General features: G+C 68.3%; 16 protein-coding genes and 2 rRNA genes. 6 read left to right on the forward strand and 12 right to left on the reverse strand.

Features of this window, described 5'->3' with window-relative positions; translation table 11 throughout:
- Together rrf (HV783_RS20410) and rrf (HV783_RS20415) are read left to right on the forward strand one after the other, a co-directional pair.
- Positions 1–99, forward strand: a 5S ribosomal RNA gene (gene rrf / locus HV783_RS20410); the annotation flags it as partial.
- 177 nt (positions 100–276) lie between these two features.
- Positions 277–389: ribosomal RNA gene (gene rrf / locus HV783_RS20415) — 5S ribosomal RNA — on the forward strand.
- Between the two features lie 158 nt (positions 390–547).
- On the opposite strand, the gene HV783_RS20420 is transcribed toward rrf (HV783_RS20415), so the two are convergent.
- Positions 548–1,312 carry an aldolase gene (locus HV783_RS20420; RefSeq protein ID WP_175143963.1) on the reverse strand — a complete coding sequence of 255 codons (765 nt, stop codon included), beginning with the start codon at positions 1,310–1,312 and terminating at the stop codon, positions 548–550.
- A gap of 27 nt (positions 1,313–1,339) precedes the next feature.
- Positions 1,340–2,053 carry a haloacid dehalogenase type II gene (locus HV783_RS20425; RefSeq protein WP_054503278.1) on the reverse strand — a complete coding sequence of 238 codons (714 nt, stop codon included), beginning with the start codon at positions 2,051–2,053 and terminating at the stop codon, positions 1,340–1,342.
- Positions 2,054–2,196: 143 nt separating this feature from the next.
- Between HV783_RS20425 and HV783_RS20430 the strand changes: the two genes are divergently transcribed.
- Complete coding sequence (locus tag HV783_RS20430; RefSeq protein WP_175166543.1) at positions 2,197–3,084, forward strand: LysR substrate-binding domain-containing protein; 888 nt, start codon at positions 2,197–2,199, stop codon at positions 3,082–3,084.
- Here the strand turns inward: HV783_RS20430 and HV783_RS20435 are convergent.
- From HV783_RS20435 to HV783_RS20445, 3 genes are all read right to left on the reverse strand, one after another.
- Entirely contained in the window at positions 3,076–3,471 is a 396-nt protein-coding gene (locus HV783_RS20435) for a YchJ family protein (RefSeq protein ID WP_054503276.1), read from the reverse strand. The genes HV783_RS20430 and HV783_RS20435 overlap by 9 nt on opposite strands.
- Positions 3,472–3,479: 8 nt before the next feature.
- A complete protein-coding gene (locus HV783_RS20440) occupies positions 3,480–3,752 on the reverse strand; it encodes a GNAT family N-acetyltransferase (protein ID WP_054503275.1) in 273 nt (90 codons plus the stop codon).
- An 84-nt stretch (positions 3,753–3,836) separates the two neighbouring features.
- A complete protein-coding gene (locus HV783_RS20445) occupies positions 3,837–4,781 on the reverse strand; it encodes a 3-hydroxyacyl-CoA dehydrogenase NAD-binding domain-containing protein (RefSeq protein WP_175189780.1) in 945 nt (314 codons plus the stop codon).
- A 188-nt stretch (positions 4,782–4,969) separates the two neighbouring features.
- On the opposite strand from HV783_RS20445, the gene HV783_RS20450 reads away from it, so the two are divergent.
- Positions 4,970–5,602: a hypothetical protein gene (locus HV783_RS20450; RefSeq protein ID WP_175189781.1), complete on the forward strand. Its 633-nt coding sequence runs from the start codon at positions 4,970–4,972 to the stop codon at positions 5,600–5,602.
- Between the two features lie 14 nt (positions 5,603–5,616).
- Here the strand turns inward: HV783_RS20450 and HV783_RS20455 are convergent, their stop codons facing one another.
- A complete protein-coding gene (locus HV783_RS20455) occupies positions 5,617–7,029 on the reverse strand; it encodes an MFS transporter (RefSeq protein ID WP_144654571.1) in 1,413 nt (470 codons plus the stop codon).
- A gap of 146 nt (positions 7,030–7,175) precedes the next feature.
- Between HV783_RS20455 and HV783_RS20460 the strand changes: the two genes are divergently transcribed.
- Together HV783_RS20460 and HV783_RS20465 are read left to right on the forward strand one after the other, a co-directional pair.
- Positions 7,176–8,042: a LysR family transcriptional regulator gene (locus HV783_RS20460; protein WP_064523410.1), complete on the forward strand. Its 867-nt coding sequence runs from the start codon at positions 7,176–7,178 to the stop codon at positions 8,040–8,042.
- 116 nt (positions 8,043–8,158) lie between these two features.
- On the forward strand, positions 8,159–9,562 hold the full coding sequence (locus HV783_RS20465; RefSeq protein WP_054503271.1) for an amidase family protein: 1,404 nt from the start codon (positions 8,159–8,161) through the stop codon (positions 9,560–9,562).
- Between the two features lie 79 nt (positions 9,563–9,641).
- Here HV783_RS20465 and HV783_RS20470 read toward each other — a convergent pair whose 3' ends face one another.
- From HV783_RS20470 to HV783_RS20495, 6 genes are all read right to left on the reverse strand, one after another.
- Positions 9,642–10,163 carry a GNAT family N-acetyltransferase gene (locus HV783_RS20470; protein WP_054503270.1) on the reverse strand — a complete coding sequence of 174 codons (522 nt, stop codon included), beginning with the start codon at positions 10,161–10,163 and terminating at the stop codon, positions 9,642–9,644.
- 55 nt (positions 10,164–10,218) lie between these two features.
- On the reverse strand, positions 10,219–11,013 hold the full coding sequence (locus tag HV783_RS20475) for a 2-keto-4-pentenoate hydratase (RefSeq protein WP_175189782.1): 795 nt from the start codon (positions 11,011–11,013) through the stop codon (positions 10,219–10,221).
- A gap of 5 nt (positions 11,014–11,018) precedes the next feature.
- A complete protein-coding gene (locus HV783_RS20480) occupies positions 11,019–11,399 on the reverse strand; it encodes a hypothetical protein (RefSeq protein WP_175143968.1) in 381 nt (126 codons plus the stop codon).
- Positions 11,400–11,455: 56 nt separating this feature from the next.
- Positions 11,456–12,736, reverse strand: a complete 1,281-nt coding sequence (locus tag HV783_RS20485) for a glutamate-5-semialdehyde dehydrogenase (RefSeq protein ID WP_175189783.1) — start codon at positions 12,734–12,736, stop codon at positions 11,456–11,458.
- 87 nt (positions 12,737–12,823) lie between these two features.
- Positions 12,824–13,882 (reverse strand): DNA polymerase III subunit delta, encoded by a 1,059-nt coding sequence (gene holA / locus HV783_RS20490; protein ID WP_054503266.1) that lies wholly within the window; start codon positions 13,880–13,882, stop codon positions 12,824–12,826.
- Between the two features lie 3 nt (positions 13,883–13,885).
- Positions 13,886–14,548 carry an LPS-assembly lipoprotein LptE gene (locus HV783_RS20495; RefSeq protein ID WP_064523426.1) on the reverse strand — a complete coding sequence of 221 codons (663 nt, stop codon included), beginning with the start codon at positions 14,546–14,548 and terminating at the stop codon, positions 13,886–13,888.
- Positions 14,549–14,555 lie beyond the last annotated feature (7 nt).

Genomic DNA, 14,555 nt, shown 5'->3' on the forward strand with positions numbered 1-14,555 from the left:
CAAGGTGGTACCACTCCTTCCCATCCCGAACAGGACAGTGAAACGCCTTTGCGCCGATGATAGTGGACGGACGTCTGTGAAAGTAGGTCATCGTCAGGCTTTTATTGCTCAAAACCCCGCAGGCTACGCCTGTGGGGTTTTGTCTTTGTATGAAAGGCCCGCTTTTGCGCGTGGCACGATCATTGAGCCTGGCTCTGATCGTGGCCAGCCATGCGGTCCCTGCAGTGCACAGGATTGGAGCGTTCGCCCTCGTAGCGGAATGCTCGGCAGGTCAAGCCTGATACCCATAGCAAGGTGGTACCACTCCTTCCCATCCCGAACAGGACAGTGAAACGCCTTCGCGCCGATGATAGTGGACGGACGTCTGTGAAAGTAGGTCAGTATCAGGCAGTTATTCGAAAAGAAAACCCCGCAGGCTAGCGCCTGCGGGGTTTTTTGTTTTATCCGGGGTTACAGCGCCTTGGTGCAACGCGTGGATGCAGATCTTGGCAGCGACGTCATCGCGGGTGGAGCATCTGCGTCAGGCCGCTGGCGGCGCATGCAGACATCAACTGGCCTGGCGTTGTGCGGTATCGGGCAGTTGGCGCCGCAGTGCGGCGAAGAACAATTCCGACTGCAGGCGTTCGCTCTGGATCTGCTCAGCGACCTTGGCGGCGATTTTCGGATCCACCGGTGCCATTGGTCGGCCAGTGGATTGCGCCAGCACCTGGGCGGTACAGGCGCGCTCGAGGAAGAACAGGTCATCGTAGGCGTAGTCGAGGCGCTCGCCGCAGACCACCACGCCGTGATTGCCGAGAAATGCGATGTCGGCGCCTTGCATGGCGTGAGCGATGCGTTCGCCTTCGCTGGCATCCAGGGCCAGCCCGTTGTATTCCGCATCGACGGCGATGCGGCCGTGAAAGCGCATGGCATTCTGTGACAGCGTGGTATCCAGCGTCCGATCGACCGTCAGCGTCAGGGCCGTGGCGTATGGCATGTGGGTGTGCAGCACACAGGCCTTGCCGGCGACGCGGTGGATCGCGGCGTGAATGAACATGGCCGTCGGCTCGACTTCATGGCGTCCGGCGAGCTTCTGGCCCTGGGCGTCGACCAGCACGATGTCGTCTGCCTGGACCTCGTTCCACATCAGGCCGCGGGGATTCAGCAGGAAATGATCGCTGTCGCCGGGCAGCGCCACGCTGAAGTGGTTGCAGACGCCTTCGCCGAGGCCGTGCGCGGCGGCCGCGCGCAGGGCCAGGGCCAGGTCGGCGCGCAGGGCGGCAACACGATCGGCGTGGAAGAGCGCATCCGCGAAGTGGGGATCTTTGTTCATGGGCAACCCGAGGTCAGAGGTCAGCGTTCAGATCCAGCCAGCCTGTTGGAACAGGCCGGGGACTTTGTCCAAACTCGATACAGTAGCGTCGGGGCGATAGTCCGGCAAGGGCTGGCGCCCGGTGCCGCGGTCGATCCAGACGCAACGGAAACCGATGTCGCGGGCGGCGGCGTGGTCCAGATGCGGACTGGCGCAGATGTGCACGACCTCGTCGGGCGTGACGCCCAAGCTGTCGTGGGCGTGGGCGAAGATGCGCCGTGACGGCTTGTAGGCGCCGGCCTGCTCGGCCGTGATGACGCGGTCGATGTGGCCACCCAACTGCGCCACGTTGCCCGCGATGATGGCGTCGTCGGTGTTGGAGATGATGCAAAGGCGGAATCCGGCGCGCTTGAGGGCGGCCAGGGTATCGACCACTTCCGGAAATGGCGGCATCGCCGAAATACTGCCGGTCAGCAGCTCGGCGTCCTGCGGCCGGTAGTCCAAGTCGAGGTCGCGCATGGTAAGCCGCAACGACTCGCGGGTGACGTCGACAAAGCGCATATGGGGCGGCGTGCGTTCCAGCCGGTGTTCATGCTCGTCGTAGACGCGCAGGAATTGTGCGGGTGTCGGCTTATGCTGACGCGCTTCGTCCCCTGCCAGGATACGGGCGACCGCGGCTTGCAGGCCTTCGTCCCATTGGATCAGCGTGCCGTAGCAGTCGAAAGTGAGCCATTGCGGGCGTGGGAGGTGGTCCAGGGGCATGGGATTCCTTGTCGGAAGTCGTGGGAGATGAAGCCAGCTTAGGACTGAGCCACCTGAGTCGTAAAATTAATAATTAAACTCCACTCAGTGGAATAATAAATATCCACGTTCATACCACGCAGTCACACAACCCAGGACACGCCATGCTTGATCTCGAACTGTTGAAGACTCTCGTCTGCGTGGTTGACGAGGGCAGCTTCACGCGCGCTGCCGGACGGGTGCATCGGACCCAGTCAACGGTGAGCCAACAGGTGCGCAAGCTGGAGCAGACGGTCGGCAAGACGCTCTTGCTGCGCGACCGGGCCGGCAACCAGGTGCAGGCCACCGAAGAGGGGGAGCTGATGCTGGCCTATGCGCGCAAGCTGCTGGCAATGGCGGACGAAGCCGAGTTGGTATTGTCGGCGCCGCGTCGGGTGCAGGTGATCCGGCTGGGCATTCCGGAGGATTTTGACGTGGCGCGCCTGACGACGCTGTTGGCCGGCTTCGCCGCCAGCCATCCGGATATCCGCCTGGAGACCGGCAGCGGCATGAGCACGGATCTCAAAGCGGGGCTGGCCGCGGGCGAATTGGACTTGGCGCTGATCAAGCGCGAACCGGGCGACGGGCCGTGCCTGGCGTCATGGCCCGAACGCCTGGCGTGGGTGGGAGACCGGGCGCTACTGAAGGGCTCGGAGCCGGTTCCGCTGGTGCTGTTTCCGCAAGGCTGCATCTATCGCAAGCGGATGATCTACGCGCTGGAAAGCGCCGGGCGGCCCTGGCGCGCGGCGTATCACAGCCAGAGTCTGGCAGGCGTGCAGGCGGCCGTGTCGGCGGGGCTGGGCATCTCGCTGCTGCCGGCGTTTGCCTGTCTGCCGGGGCATGGCCTGCTGGGACAGGCGCAAGGCCTGGCGCCGGCGCCGACCACGGAGCTGGCGATCGTGGGGGATGCGCGAGGCGCGGCCCGCGAGGCCGTGGCAAGCCTGGTCGCGGTGCTCAAGCGGGCCGTTGGCGAGGACGGCGATACGCCGCGCCGCCGGCTGGCGTCAGCTTAGGTCGCCGTCCAGGTAGTACCAGCGTCCGCCTTCGCGCACGAAACGGCTGACCTCGTGCATGCGGCTGGCGCGTCCGGCCAGGCGGCTGCGCGCGACGAATTCGACCGTGGCGTGATCGGCATCCTGTAAGCGCGCCTGCTTGACCGTCAGCCCCAGCCATTTCAGCCCGGGCGGATTGGGGTCGAGCGAAGCCGGCCGGGTGCTGGGATGCCAGGTGTCGAGCAGGTAGGCGAGCCTGTCCAGCACGAAGGCGCTGTAGCGCGAGCGCATCAGGTCTTGCGCGGTAGGGGCCTGCAAGGCCTGCGAGCCCTGGTGCCAGCGGCCGCAACAGGTGGCGTAGGGCTTGGCCGTGCCGCAGGGACAGGCAATCGGGTCTGGCGTGGTCACGATGGCAATCAGGCGAGCAGGTCGTTGTATTCGGGATGGCGGCGCATGTAGACATCGGCGTAGGAGCACTGCGGGCGCACCTTCCAGCCCTGCGCGCGGGCCGTCTCCAGCGCGACGCGGGTCAGTTCGGCGGCGATGCCGCGGCCGCCGACCTGACCCGGCACGCCGGTGTGCGTAATGGTCATCACGCCGTCGCGCAGATGGTAGTCGAGCACGCACAGCACGCCGTCGACGGTGGCGGTGTAGCGCGAGTGCTCGGTATCGTGGATGACGGAAACCATGGGGGCATTCCTGCGTGAATGAGTGGGGAGAGCCTGCGCGGCAGGCTATCGACATAGGATACCAGTGGCGGCAGGCGCTTCTGGTCAGCGCTGCAGGATCTTCAGCAGCGCCGTCAGTTGCGCGTCGCGTGTCTCGACCAGGTCGGCGATGCCGCGCGCGCCCGCCTCGGCGTTGACGCCGTCGATCAGGCGGCGTTGCAGTTCGGGCGTGACCTCGGGCGAGCCGAGGTCGTCCCACCAGGTCTGCACCGGGCCCAGCAGGTGGTCCATGAAATGGGCCAGGCCGCCGGCGCCACCGCCCAGGTTGAAGGTCATGTGGGGCCCGAACAGGGCCCAGCGCAGGCCGGGGCCTTGCGATACGGCGGCGTCGATGTCGGCCACGCTGGCGACGTTGTCGGCGGCCAGGTGGATCGCTTCGCGCCAGAGAGCGGCCTGCAGGCGGTTGGCGATGTGGCCGGGGACCTCTTTGTTCAGGCGGATCGGGTATTTGCCCAACTGGCGGTAGAAGGCGATGCAGCGTTCGATGGTGGCCGCCGAGGTCTGCTTGCCGCCGACCACTTCCACCAGCGGGATCAGGTGCGGCGGATTGAACGGGTGGCCGATGACGAAGCGCGATGCATGCTGGCAACGCGATTGCAGCCGGGTCATGATGAGTCCGGACGAGCTGGAGGCGACGATGGCGTGGGGCGCGAGCAGCGCATCCATGCGCGCGAACAGGTCGGTCTTGAAGTCCTCGCGTTCGGGCGCGTTTTCCTGGACGAAATCCACGCCTTGCAGCGCGGCGGCCAGATCGGGCTCGAAGCGCAGGGCATCGGGCGTGGAGCCGGCGGCGACGCGTCCGAGTTCCGCGAGCACCGGCCAGGCAGCGGCGACGCGCGCGCGCGTCAGCGATTCGGCGTCGGCGGCGGGATCGCAGACCACGACGTCGAGCCCATGCGCGAGGAACAACGCGGCCCAGCTAGCGCCGATGGTGCCAGCGCCGACAATCGCAACGCGGCGGATGGCTGGATGGGGGGACGAGTCGGTCATGCGGCGCTCCGGAGGATGTCGATGGGAGGGCCCATTGTGAAGCAAAGCGGGCGGGGTTGCCACGCGCGGGGTCGGCGGGCAAGATAGCGAGGCCTTGCGTCATCGAGGCCGCTGCGCGGCCTGTTTTTCCGCATCGCAGCTCGGCGCGGACTGGCCGCGCGTATCCTCACTGCTGATTGGAGAGCTTCATGGAGTCGTCCCGATCCGGCGAACGGCGAGCGGTGCCGTACTTCTGCCAATGGGAATCGGCGCATCGGGCGGGCGAGATCATCCGCAAGGAACTGCGCCTCGAGGATGACCCGGCGTGGCGCGCATCGGGCGCGCGTGACGTTGAGGAATATGCGCGCTGGGCCAGCCATGTCTGTGGCATGGCCTGCCTGAAGATGGTGCTGGCCGCCGAGACTGGGCAGGTCCATCCGACGCTGGAACTGGCGCGCCGCAGCCTGCCTTATGGCGCCTATACAGAGAATTCCGAGGGGCACATCAAGGGAATGATCTATGCGCCGTTCGTGCGCTTCGTGGGCGAGCAATTCGGGCTGCGGGCGCAAGTGCGGGTGGACCTGCGCGCGGACGAATTGCCGACGCTGCTGGGCGACGCGGCTTATTTCATGGCGTCGGTGCATCCGTGGATCCGCTGGCCGGACCGGGAGCCGCCGGCCAAGGGCGGGCACCTGGTGCTGGTGACGCGGGCCACGCCGGAGCATGTGACCTTCCACAATCCTTCCGGCGAGCCTGGCGCGCAGGCCGATGCTTGTGTGCCGATGGCGGCGTTCGATCGCGCGTTCGCCGGGCGTGGCGTTGCGATCCTGCGAGCGGCCTGAGGGGCCCCCGGGGCTCAGGCGTTGCGCGCGCGGCGCAGATAGCGCCACACCAGCGCCGCGGCGCCGAGGTAGCCCGCCGCGATGATGGCGTAGGCGGCGGGCAGGCTGGCGTGCCAGTCGGGCAGCAGGTGCAGGACGGTGCCCATCAACGCCACGCCGACCAGCGCGCCCGATTGGCGGTTGGCGTTCAGCGCGGCGGCGGCGCTGTTGGCGTGGTGCTTGCCCGAGACCTGCATCACCACGCTGGTCATGGCGGGCACCGCGATGCCGACGCCGAGGTTGGCCAGCGCCACGATCACCGCGAATGGCCAATAGCGCATGTCGGGCGCGAAGCTGAACAGGCCGACCGCGCTCATTGCGGTGGCCAGGCAGATGCCGCCCAGCAACGCGGCCGAGACGTTCCAGCGCGCCGACAAGCGGCTCGACAGCAGATTGCCGATCGAAAACACGGCCAGCATCGGCACCAACTGGATGCCGGTCTGCAGCGCGTCTGCGCCGCGCGCATGCTGCAGGAACAGGCTGAGCAGGAATAGCTGGCCGTAGGCCGCGAGGTTGATCAGGAAGCCCACGCCGTTGGCGGCCGCGAATTGCGGGGTCTGGAACAGCGGACGCGGCAGGATCGGCTCGGCATGGCGCCGCTCGCGCCGCACCAGCGCCAGCGTGGCCGCCGCACACAAGGCGATCGCGCCCAGGATGGGCGCCGACGACCAGCCGTAGGCGTTGCCCTGTATCAGCGCGAAACACAGCGCGGACAGCGCCACCACGCCGAGCGCGTGGCTCAACGGGTTGAGCGCGCGCGGCCGGCGCGGCGCGGCCTGGATACGGCGCCGCGCCAGCCACAGGCCGGCCAGGCCCAGCGGCAGGTTGATCAGGAAGATGCCGCGCCAGCCGAATTGATGGATCAGCACGCCCCCCAGCAGGGGGCCCGCGGCGCCGGCCACCGCCACGATGGCCGACCATGCGGCGAGCATGCGGTTGCGCACCTGCTCGTCTTCGTAGGCGTGGGCCAGCAGGCTGAGCGAGCTTGGCATGAACAGCGCCGCGCCCAATCCCTGCAGCATGCGGGCGGCGATCAGCAGGTCGCCGCCGGGCGCGATGCCGCAAAGCAGCGAGGCCAGCGTGAAGACGCCCAGCCCGGCCAGGTAGATGGTCTTGGCGCCATAGCGGTCGGCCAAGGCTCCAGCCACCAGCAGCAGCGCGGCGAAAGTCAGCGTGTAGCCGTCGACGATCCAGACCAGATCGGTGAGCGGCACGGTGAATTGCTGCGCGATGCTGGGCAGGGCGACGTTGACGACGGTGACGTCCAGCATCGCCATGACGAAGCCAATGGCCAGCGTGACGAGGGGCAGCAGGCCGGTGACGGCGGGACGCGGGACGGGATCCGCCGGGGCGGGCGGGAGGGGAGCGGTGGGGCAGGCGGTGCGCATGGCGGGGACTTCCGGGGACTATCCGAGGCGCACAGCTTAGGAGGTTTCCGTGATGCAAAAAATAGGAGAAACTGCTCTATAGTGATGCAAAATTGCATCGCATCGACGAGCTACGCTCTGATGGTTTCCTGAGGGCATTCGCGGCCATGGATTGGGACAACGCGCGCATTTTCCTGGCGATCTACCGCAACGGCACCCTGCGCGGCGCCGCCGCGCTGTTGCAGATTGACCAGGCCACGGCCGGCCGCCGGCTGGCGGCGTTGGAAACCTCGCTGGATGCCCGGCTGTTCCTGCGCACCCCGTCGGGTTACGTGCCGACCGCCGCCGGCGAGCAGGCCTTCGCCGCCGCCGAGCGCATGGAGCAGGCCGCCGACCAACTGCAGCGGCAGATGCAGGGGCTGGATCACCGGTTGTCGGGCGTGGTGCGGGTGGCGACGTCGGAGACGGTCGCCAGCTATTTCATCATGGAAGCGGTGCGCCGCCTGCATCGGCAGCATCCCGATATCCGCATCGCGCTGTCGACTTCAATTCAAATCAGCAACCTGACGCGGCGCGAGGCCGACCTGGCGATCCGCAACGTCAAGCCGGACAACCCCGATCTGATCCTCCGTCACCTGGCCCGCAGGGATGTCGGCTTGTTTGCATCGAAGTCGTATATCGCCGCGCGCGGCGAGCCACGGCAGGGCACGGCGTTTGCCGGCCACACGCTGGTCACCTATCAGCAATCGGTGCTGCCGGGATGGTCGGATACCTTTTGCGGCGAGCCGACGGGCAATGGCCATATCGCGATGGAAGTGAATTCGGGGCTGATGATCATCGAGGCGGTGGCGGCGGGCCTGGGCATCGGCGAATTGCCGGTCCACATGGCGTCGAAATATCCCGACCTGGTGCGCATATGGCCGCATCGCAGCGAACCCTATGACCTGTGGCTGGTGATGCACGGCGACCTGAACCGCACGGCGCGGGTGCGGGCGGTGGCGGACGCCATCGTCGAGGTGTTTGAAGAGGACTGAGACGCGGGCCCTGGCGCAAACCGCAGCTTGTAGCGGCGGGCCGGCGGCGCTAAGGTTGACCGTCCGGCGGCGCTGGCGCGCCGGCTCTGTTCCATGACCTGAACGAGGAGTTCCGCGTGTCCGATCTTTGGCGTTTGTCCGCAGTTGAACTTGCCGCGCGTGTCCGCCGGCGCGAGGTATCCGCGGTCGAGGCCGCGCAAAGCGCGCTGGCGCGCCTGGATGCGGTGAATCCCCGCATCAACGCCGTGGTCGACCATCGCGCCGAAGACGCGCTGGCGCAGGCCGCCCGCGTCGACGCGGCGCTGGCGCGCGGCGAGGATCCCGGCGCGCTGGCGGGCGTGCCGGTGACGGTCAAGGTCAATGTGGACCAGGCGGGCTTTGCCACCACCAACGGCGTGACGCTGCAGAAGGACGTGATAGCCGCCGTCGACAATCCGGTGGTGGCCAATCTGCGCAAGGCCGGCGCGGTGATCGTCGGGCGCACCAACACGCCTGCGTTTTCGTTGCGTTGGTTCACCGGCAATCTGCTGCACGGCGATACGTTGAACCCGCGCAATCCGGCGTTGACGCCCGGTGGATCCTCCGGCGGCGCGGCGTCGGCCGTGGCGGCCGGCATTGGCCATCTGGCGCACGGCACCGACATCGCCGGTTCCATCCGCTATCCCGCCTATGCTTGCGGCGTGCACGGTCTGCGGCCGTCGCTGGGCCGTGTGCCGGCCTACAACGCGTCCCTGCCCGAGCGCACCATCGGCGGGCAGATCACGGCGGTGTCGGGGCCGCTGGGCCGCAGCATCGCCGACTTGCGGCTGGGCCTGGCGGCGATGGCCGCGCCCGATCCGCGTGATCCTTGGTGGGTGCCGGCGCCATTGGAAGGTCCGGCCGCGCCGCGCCGCGCGGCGCTGTGCCTGAACCCGGATGGCATGCAGACCGAGCCCGCGGTGGTCAAGGCCCTGCAGGATGCCGCCCGACGCCTGAGCGAGGCCGGCTGGTCGGTGGATACGGTCGACACCCTGCCACCATTGCGCGAAGCCGCCGACCTGCAGATCCGCATGTGGATGGCCGACGGCTACGAGGGCATGGTCGAGGCCGCGCGTAAAGAGGGCGACCGCGGCGCGCTGGCGGCGCTGGAAGGCCAGCGCGAGCACGTCGCCGGCATGGACCTGGCGAAATTCTCGGCGGTGCTGACGCGCCGCGCCACGCTGACGCGCCTGTGGGAGCTGTTCCTGGCCGACTATCCGGTGCTGCTGCTGCCGGTGTCGGCGGAACTGCCGTTCGAGGACAACCTGGACTTGCAGGGCGAGGCCGCCTACCGCCGCGTGTGGCGCGCGCAGATGACCCAGATCGGGCTGCCCTTCATGGGCCTGCCGGGGCTGACGGTGGCAATGGGCAGCGCGGGCGGCAGCCCCGTCGGCGTGCAGGTCGTGGCCGGACGTTATCGTGAAGACCTCTGCCTGGCGGCCGGCGAGGTGATCGAAGCGGCAGGGCCCGCGGTCGAGATCGCGGAGCCGGTCGCGCGCTAGGCGCGGCGCGGTCCGATGCCCGGCTGGCTGAAGGGCCGGATCGTGAACGGAATCACGGTCCGGGCCGGGCAGCGGCGAGTCACCCCGCGTTCGGCCGCCATTCGGCCCGCAGCAGTCCCATCATGCCGGTATCCCAGCGCGCCTCGCCGGCACGGGTGGACGACCGGCGCACGCCTTCGAGCGTGAAGCCCAGCGCCTCGTAGGTGCGGATCGCGGGCGTATTGAACATGTAGACGTTCAGCTCCAGGCGCTCGATGCCGGGCGTGCGGAAGGCCTCGTCGATCATCAGCGCCACCATCGGCCGCGCCAGGCCCTGACCGCGCGCGTCGGGTGCGATGGCGACACGGCCCAGGCGGGCGTTGCCGTCGCGCCATTCGTAGGCCAGTTGGGCGTGGCCCACTGGCGCGCCGTCGCGGCAGGCCATCCAGCAGCGCCGCGAGGGCGGTTGCGACAGGCCCTCGCGCAGCATGGCGTCCATGTCGGCCGCGGTCAGCGGATACGACACATGCGAACCGCCCCATTGCACGACCTCGGGCAGGCTGTTGAACCAGCTGGCGAGCAGCGGATAGTCCGGGGTCGAGAAGGGGCGCAGGGTGAGCATGGAAAGGGCCGCGGCAGTGAACGGCCCCCAGCTTAACCGGCGCGGCTGCGACGTTTCAAGGCGCCTTTGCGCTGTGGCTGAAGCGCACTTTGAGGACGCCGAGATCGCCATAGGCGAGTTCGAGGTCGCGATCGGCCGGTACGTCCAGGAATCCGGCGTACGAGCCGGTGATGACATGCTGGCCCGCGGTCAGGCCCATGCCCTGCTCGCGCAGGAAATTGGCGAGCCAGTAAAGACCGGCCTTGGCGTGGCCGTTGGGATGGATGCCGGCATGTTGTTCGACCTCGGCGGCGTCGACCGACAGCGTGATAGCCATGCTGGCGGGGGCGGCGTCCGGCGAAGCGATGCGCGGTCCGAGCACCAGGCCGGCATTGAACATGTGGTCGGCCAGCAGCTCGGGCAGGCTGGCGTGCTCGGGCGCGGCGTAGCGGCAACCCAGCACTTCCAGCGCCAGCCGCGCGCCGCCGATGGCGGCGTCGATCTCGGCGTGGGTGTAGGGCTCGTCGCGCGCGGGCAGGTCATGCGCCAGCTCGAAGGCGATCTCGGGTTCGATGCGGACCACGGGCGCGGCCGTCGGCAGCGTGCCGGCCGGCGCCACGGTCGAGGCATAGATGGGCGCGACCACGGTCTTTTCGGGCGACGGCAGCGCGCTCTTCCAGGCGCCGATACCGTCGCGGCGCGTCTCGCGCAGCAGTCGAGCGGTGCATTGCTGGACGGCGAACGCCTGTCCCAGCGTCTGCGGGCGGCTGGCCGCGGGCAGCCGCGGTCCGGCCACGCCGGAATCACGGGCCGCGATCAGCGCGCGGGCCGCGTCGACGCAGCCGGGATAGTCTTCGATCCGAATCTGCATGCGCGTCAGGCTCCCAGGAACAGCAGGGTCCACAGCACGATCATGGCGATAAGGCCGAGCCAGCACGAGCCCCAGAAACCGACGATCGGCCATTTGAGGGCCAGCGGCGTCTTCTTGGGATCGACGTGGCCCAGCAGGTCATTGGCGTTGCCGATGAGCCAGAAACGGGTGCCGGGGAACATCAGGCGGAAGAAATAATCCAGCATGATGGCGGCCTTGATCGCCAGCGGATAGCGCTCGAAGGGGCGATGCTGCAGATAGGGGTGCTTGAGCGCGGCGTTGATCTGCCTGCTCTTGAAGAAGAACAGCACCAGGCCGCTCAGCGAACAGGTGATGAAGCACAGCACGAAAAGGCTGAAGGCCATGGCCATGGCGGGTGAATGCATGGAAATCCCGGTAAGGCGCGGTGTGGTCGCGAATAGAAGGTTGTAGGAAAAGGCGGTCAGCCGCGGGTCTGGCCTTCGCCGGTCAGCACCCATTTGAGCGTGGTCAGGCCTTCCAGGCCGACCGGGCCGCGGGCGTGCAGGCGGTTGGTGGAGATGCCGATTTCAGCGCCCAGGCCGTATTCGAAGCCGTCCGCGAAGCAGGTCGGCAGGTTGACGTAGACCGAGCTGGAGTCGACTTCGCGCTGGAAGCGCTGGGCCGATGACAGGTCTTCGGTGACGATCGCGTCGGTGTGGCCGGAGCCCCAGCGGGCAATATGCTCGATGGCGTCGTCGAGCGAGTCGACGATCCGGATCGCCAGGATCGGCCCGAGGTATTCGGTGCCCCAGTCTTCCTCGGTGGCCGGCTTGGCGTGCGGCAGCAGCGCCAGCGTGCGCGGGCAGCCGCGCAGTTCGACGCCGTGTTCGGTCAGCGCGGCCGCCAGGCGCGGCAGGATCGAGACGGCCGCGACGGCGTCGACCAGCAGCGTTTCCATGGCGCCGCAGATGCCGTAGCGGTAGGTCTTGGCGTTGAAGGCGATGGCGTGGGCCTTCTCGGGATCGGCGGCGGCGTCGATGTAGATGTGGCAGTTGCCGTCCAGATGCTTGATGAGCGGCACGCGGGCTTCCTGCGCCAGGCGCGCGATCAGTCCCTTGCCGCCGCGCGGCACGATGACGTCGATGTGCTCGGTCATGGTGATGAGCTTGCCGACCGCGGCGCGATCGGCCGTGGCGACGACCCGCACGGCGTCTTGCGGCAGGCCGGCGGCCGCCAGTCCCTGCTGGACGATGCGGCCCAGCGCCACGTTGGAATGCAGGGCCTCGCTGCCGCCGCGCAGGATGGCGGCGTTGCCGGACTTCAGGCAAAGCGCCGCGGCGTCGATGGTGACGTTGGGGCGCGATTCGTAAATGATGCCGATGACGCCGAGCGGCACGCGCATCTGCGCCACGCGCATGCCGTTGGGGCGCACGCTGGTGGCGGTGACGCTGCCGATCGGGTCGGGCAGGGCGGCGATCTGGCGCAGGCCCTCGGCCATGTGCGCCAGCGTCTTTTCCGAGAGGGTCAGGCGGTCGAGCAGGGCCGGCTCCAGGCCGTTGGCGCGCGCGGCGGCAACATCCTTGGCATTGGCGGCGAGCAGTTCGGCCTGGTTGGCGGCGAGCGCATCGGCCATGGCCAGCAGGGCCTGGTTCTTGGCGGCGCTGTTGGCGCGCATCATGGCGCGCGAAGCCCGGCGCGCATTGTCGCCAAGGGTCAGCATGGCTTGTTCGATGGAGGACGAGGACATGGCGGCGTCGATCATGGTGAGGGGGCGGCCAGGGCGCCGCGTGCGATTGGGATAGTTTATCCGGCCAGGGCCGGGAGGATCAGGAGGCGGCCGGGGCCGCCTTCACGGTCGGTTGCCGGCAGCGGCGACGCGCAGGGCCAGGCGGGTCATTTCTTCCCAGGGGTCGGACAGCCGACCCGGGACGGACAGCCCCTTGATGAGGCGGTCCACCTCGTGCGCGTGTTGCACCGCGGCGGGCCAGACGTCGGGGCGGACCCGGCCCAGCGCCTGCAGCGCGAGGCGTTCGTGCGCGCCGAAAATGCGCAGGCGGCGCATCAGGCCGTTGGCGTCCTGGCCCAGGCTGCGGGCTTCGGCCACGCGCGCCAGCAGGCGGATTTCCTCGCCCACCGCCCATAGCACCAGCGGCAGGGCTTCGCCCTCGGCGCGCAGGCCGTCGATCATGCGGATGGTGCGGGCGATGTCGCCGGCCAGCATCGCGTCGCGCAGGCCGAATACATCGTAGCGGGCGACGTTGAGCACGGCGCGCTCGACGTCTTCCGGCGCCAACTGGCCCTCGGGATAGAGCAGGCCCAGTTTCTGGATTTCCTGGTGCGCGGCCAGCAGGTTGCCTTCGACCTTGTCGGCCATCCATTGCAGGGTGGCGTTGTCGGTGCGCTGGTTCTGGCGCGCCAGGCGCTGGCCGACCCAGGCGGGGAGACGGCCGCGTTCGATGCTGGGGATGTCGACCGTCGTGCCGGCACGGCCCAGGGCCTGCATCCAGCGGCTTTCGCGGGTGGCCTTGTCCAGGCGCGGCAGCGCCACCAGGATGAGGGTATCCGGGTTGTCTGCCTGCTTTTCGGCTTGTTCGGCCAGGCGCGCCAAGGTATCGGCGCCGGACTTGCCGGGCTTGCCGGTGGGAATCTTGAGTTCGAGGATGCGGCGGTCGCCGAACAGCGACACGCTCTGGGTCGCGGCGATGACCGCGCTCCAGTCGCTGCGCGCGTCCATCACCATCGACAGGCGTTCGGTATAACCGGCGCCGCGCCCGGCGGCGCGCAGCGCATCCACGGCCTCGGTCACCAGGAGGGGCTCGTCACCGGACACCGTATACAGCGGGGCCAGGCGGCTGCCGGCCCGCTGCAGGTGATCGGCCAGGCGATCCGCGTCCAGGACTTGTGCCATCGGTCAGCGCGTGTAGGCAGGGTCGGTGGTGGACGGCGTCTGCCACGGGGTCGGCGTGCGGCGAGGCTGCGGCGCGGTGGGATCGTATAGCGGCGTCTCGCCGTCTTCCGCCCGCTGTTCGCGGTTTTCGAAGGCCTTGCGCACTTCCGGAGCCGTCATGCGGCGGAGCAAGCGCGAAACCAGATCACGCTGCATGGCGAGGTACAGCGTTTCGATCTGCCCTTGCTTGGCCTGGACGATCTGGTCGTCGTACGGCATTTCGCGGTAGATCGAGAGGGTCGTGTCCGGGATCAGGGCGCGGCCCTTCGCATCGATCAGGCGGAAGGTGTAGTTGATGCCCAGTTCGTATTCCTCGACACGGCCCTGGGCGTTCAGCGACACCTCGCGCAAGGCGCGCGTGTTGGAGACCTCCTGCAGGATCGCCTGCGCGTCCTTGGGCGAGGTGACCAGCTTGGTGTCGGGCGAGGCCGCGCGCAGCGCGCGGCGCACGTCGGCGCCGAATTGGGTGTTGTCGGCAATGCCGACATACAACGTTTCGAACGGCAGCGGGGTGACCCCGCGCAGCGTGAAGCCGCAAGCCGAGATCAGCATGAACAGCGCCAGGCAGGCGCCGCGCAGCAGCCAGGATTGGCGGGGGGATTGCGTGTGTTGCCCGGCGAAGTACATGCTTGAC

Source organism: Achromobacter dolens (genome assembly GCF_902859745.1).
Classification (GTDB): domain Bacteria; phylum Pseudomonadota; class Gammaproteobacteria; order Burkholderiales; family Burkholderiaceae_B; genus Achromobacter; species Achromobacter dolens.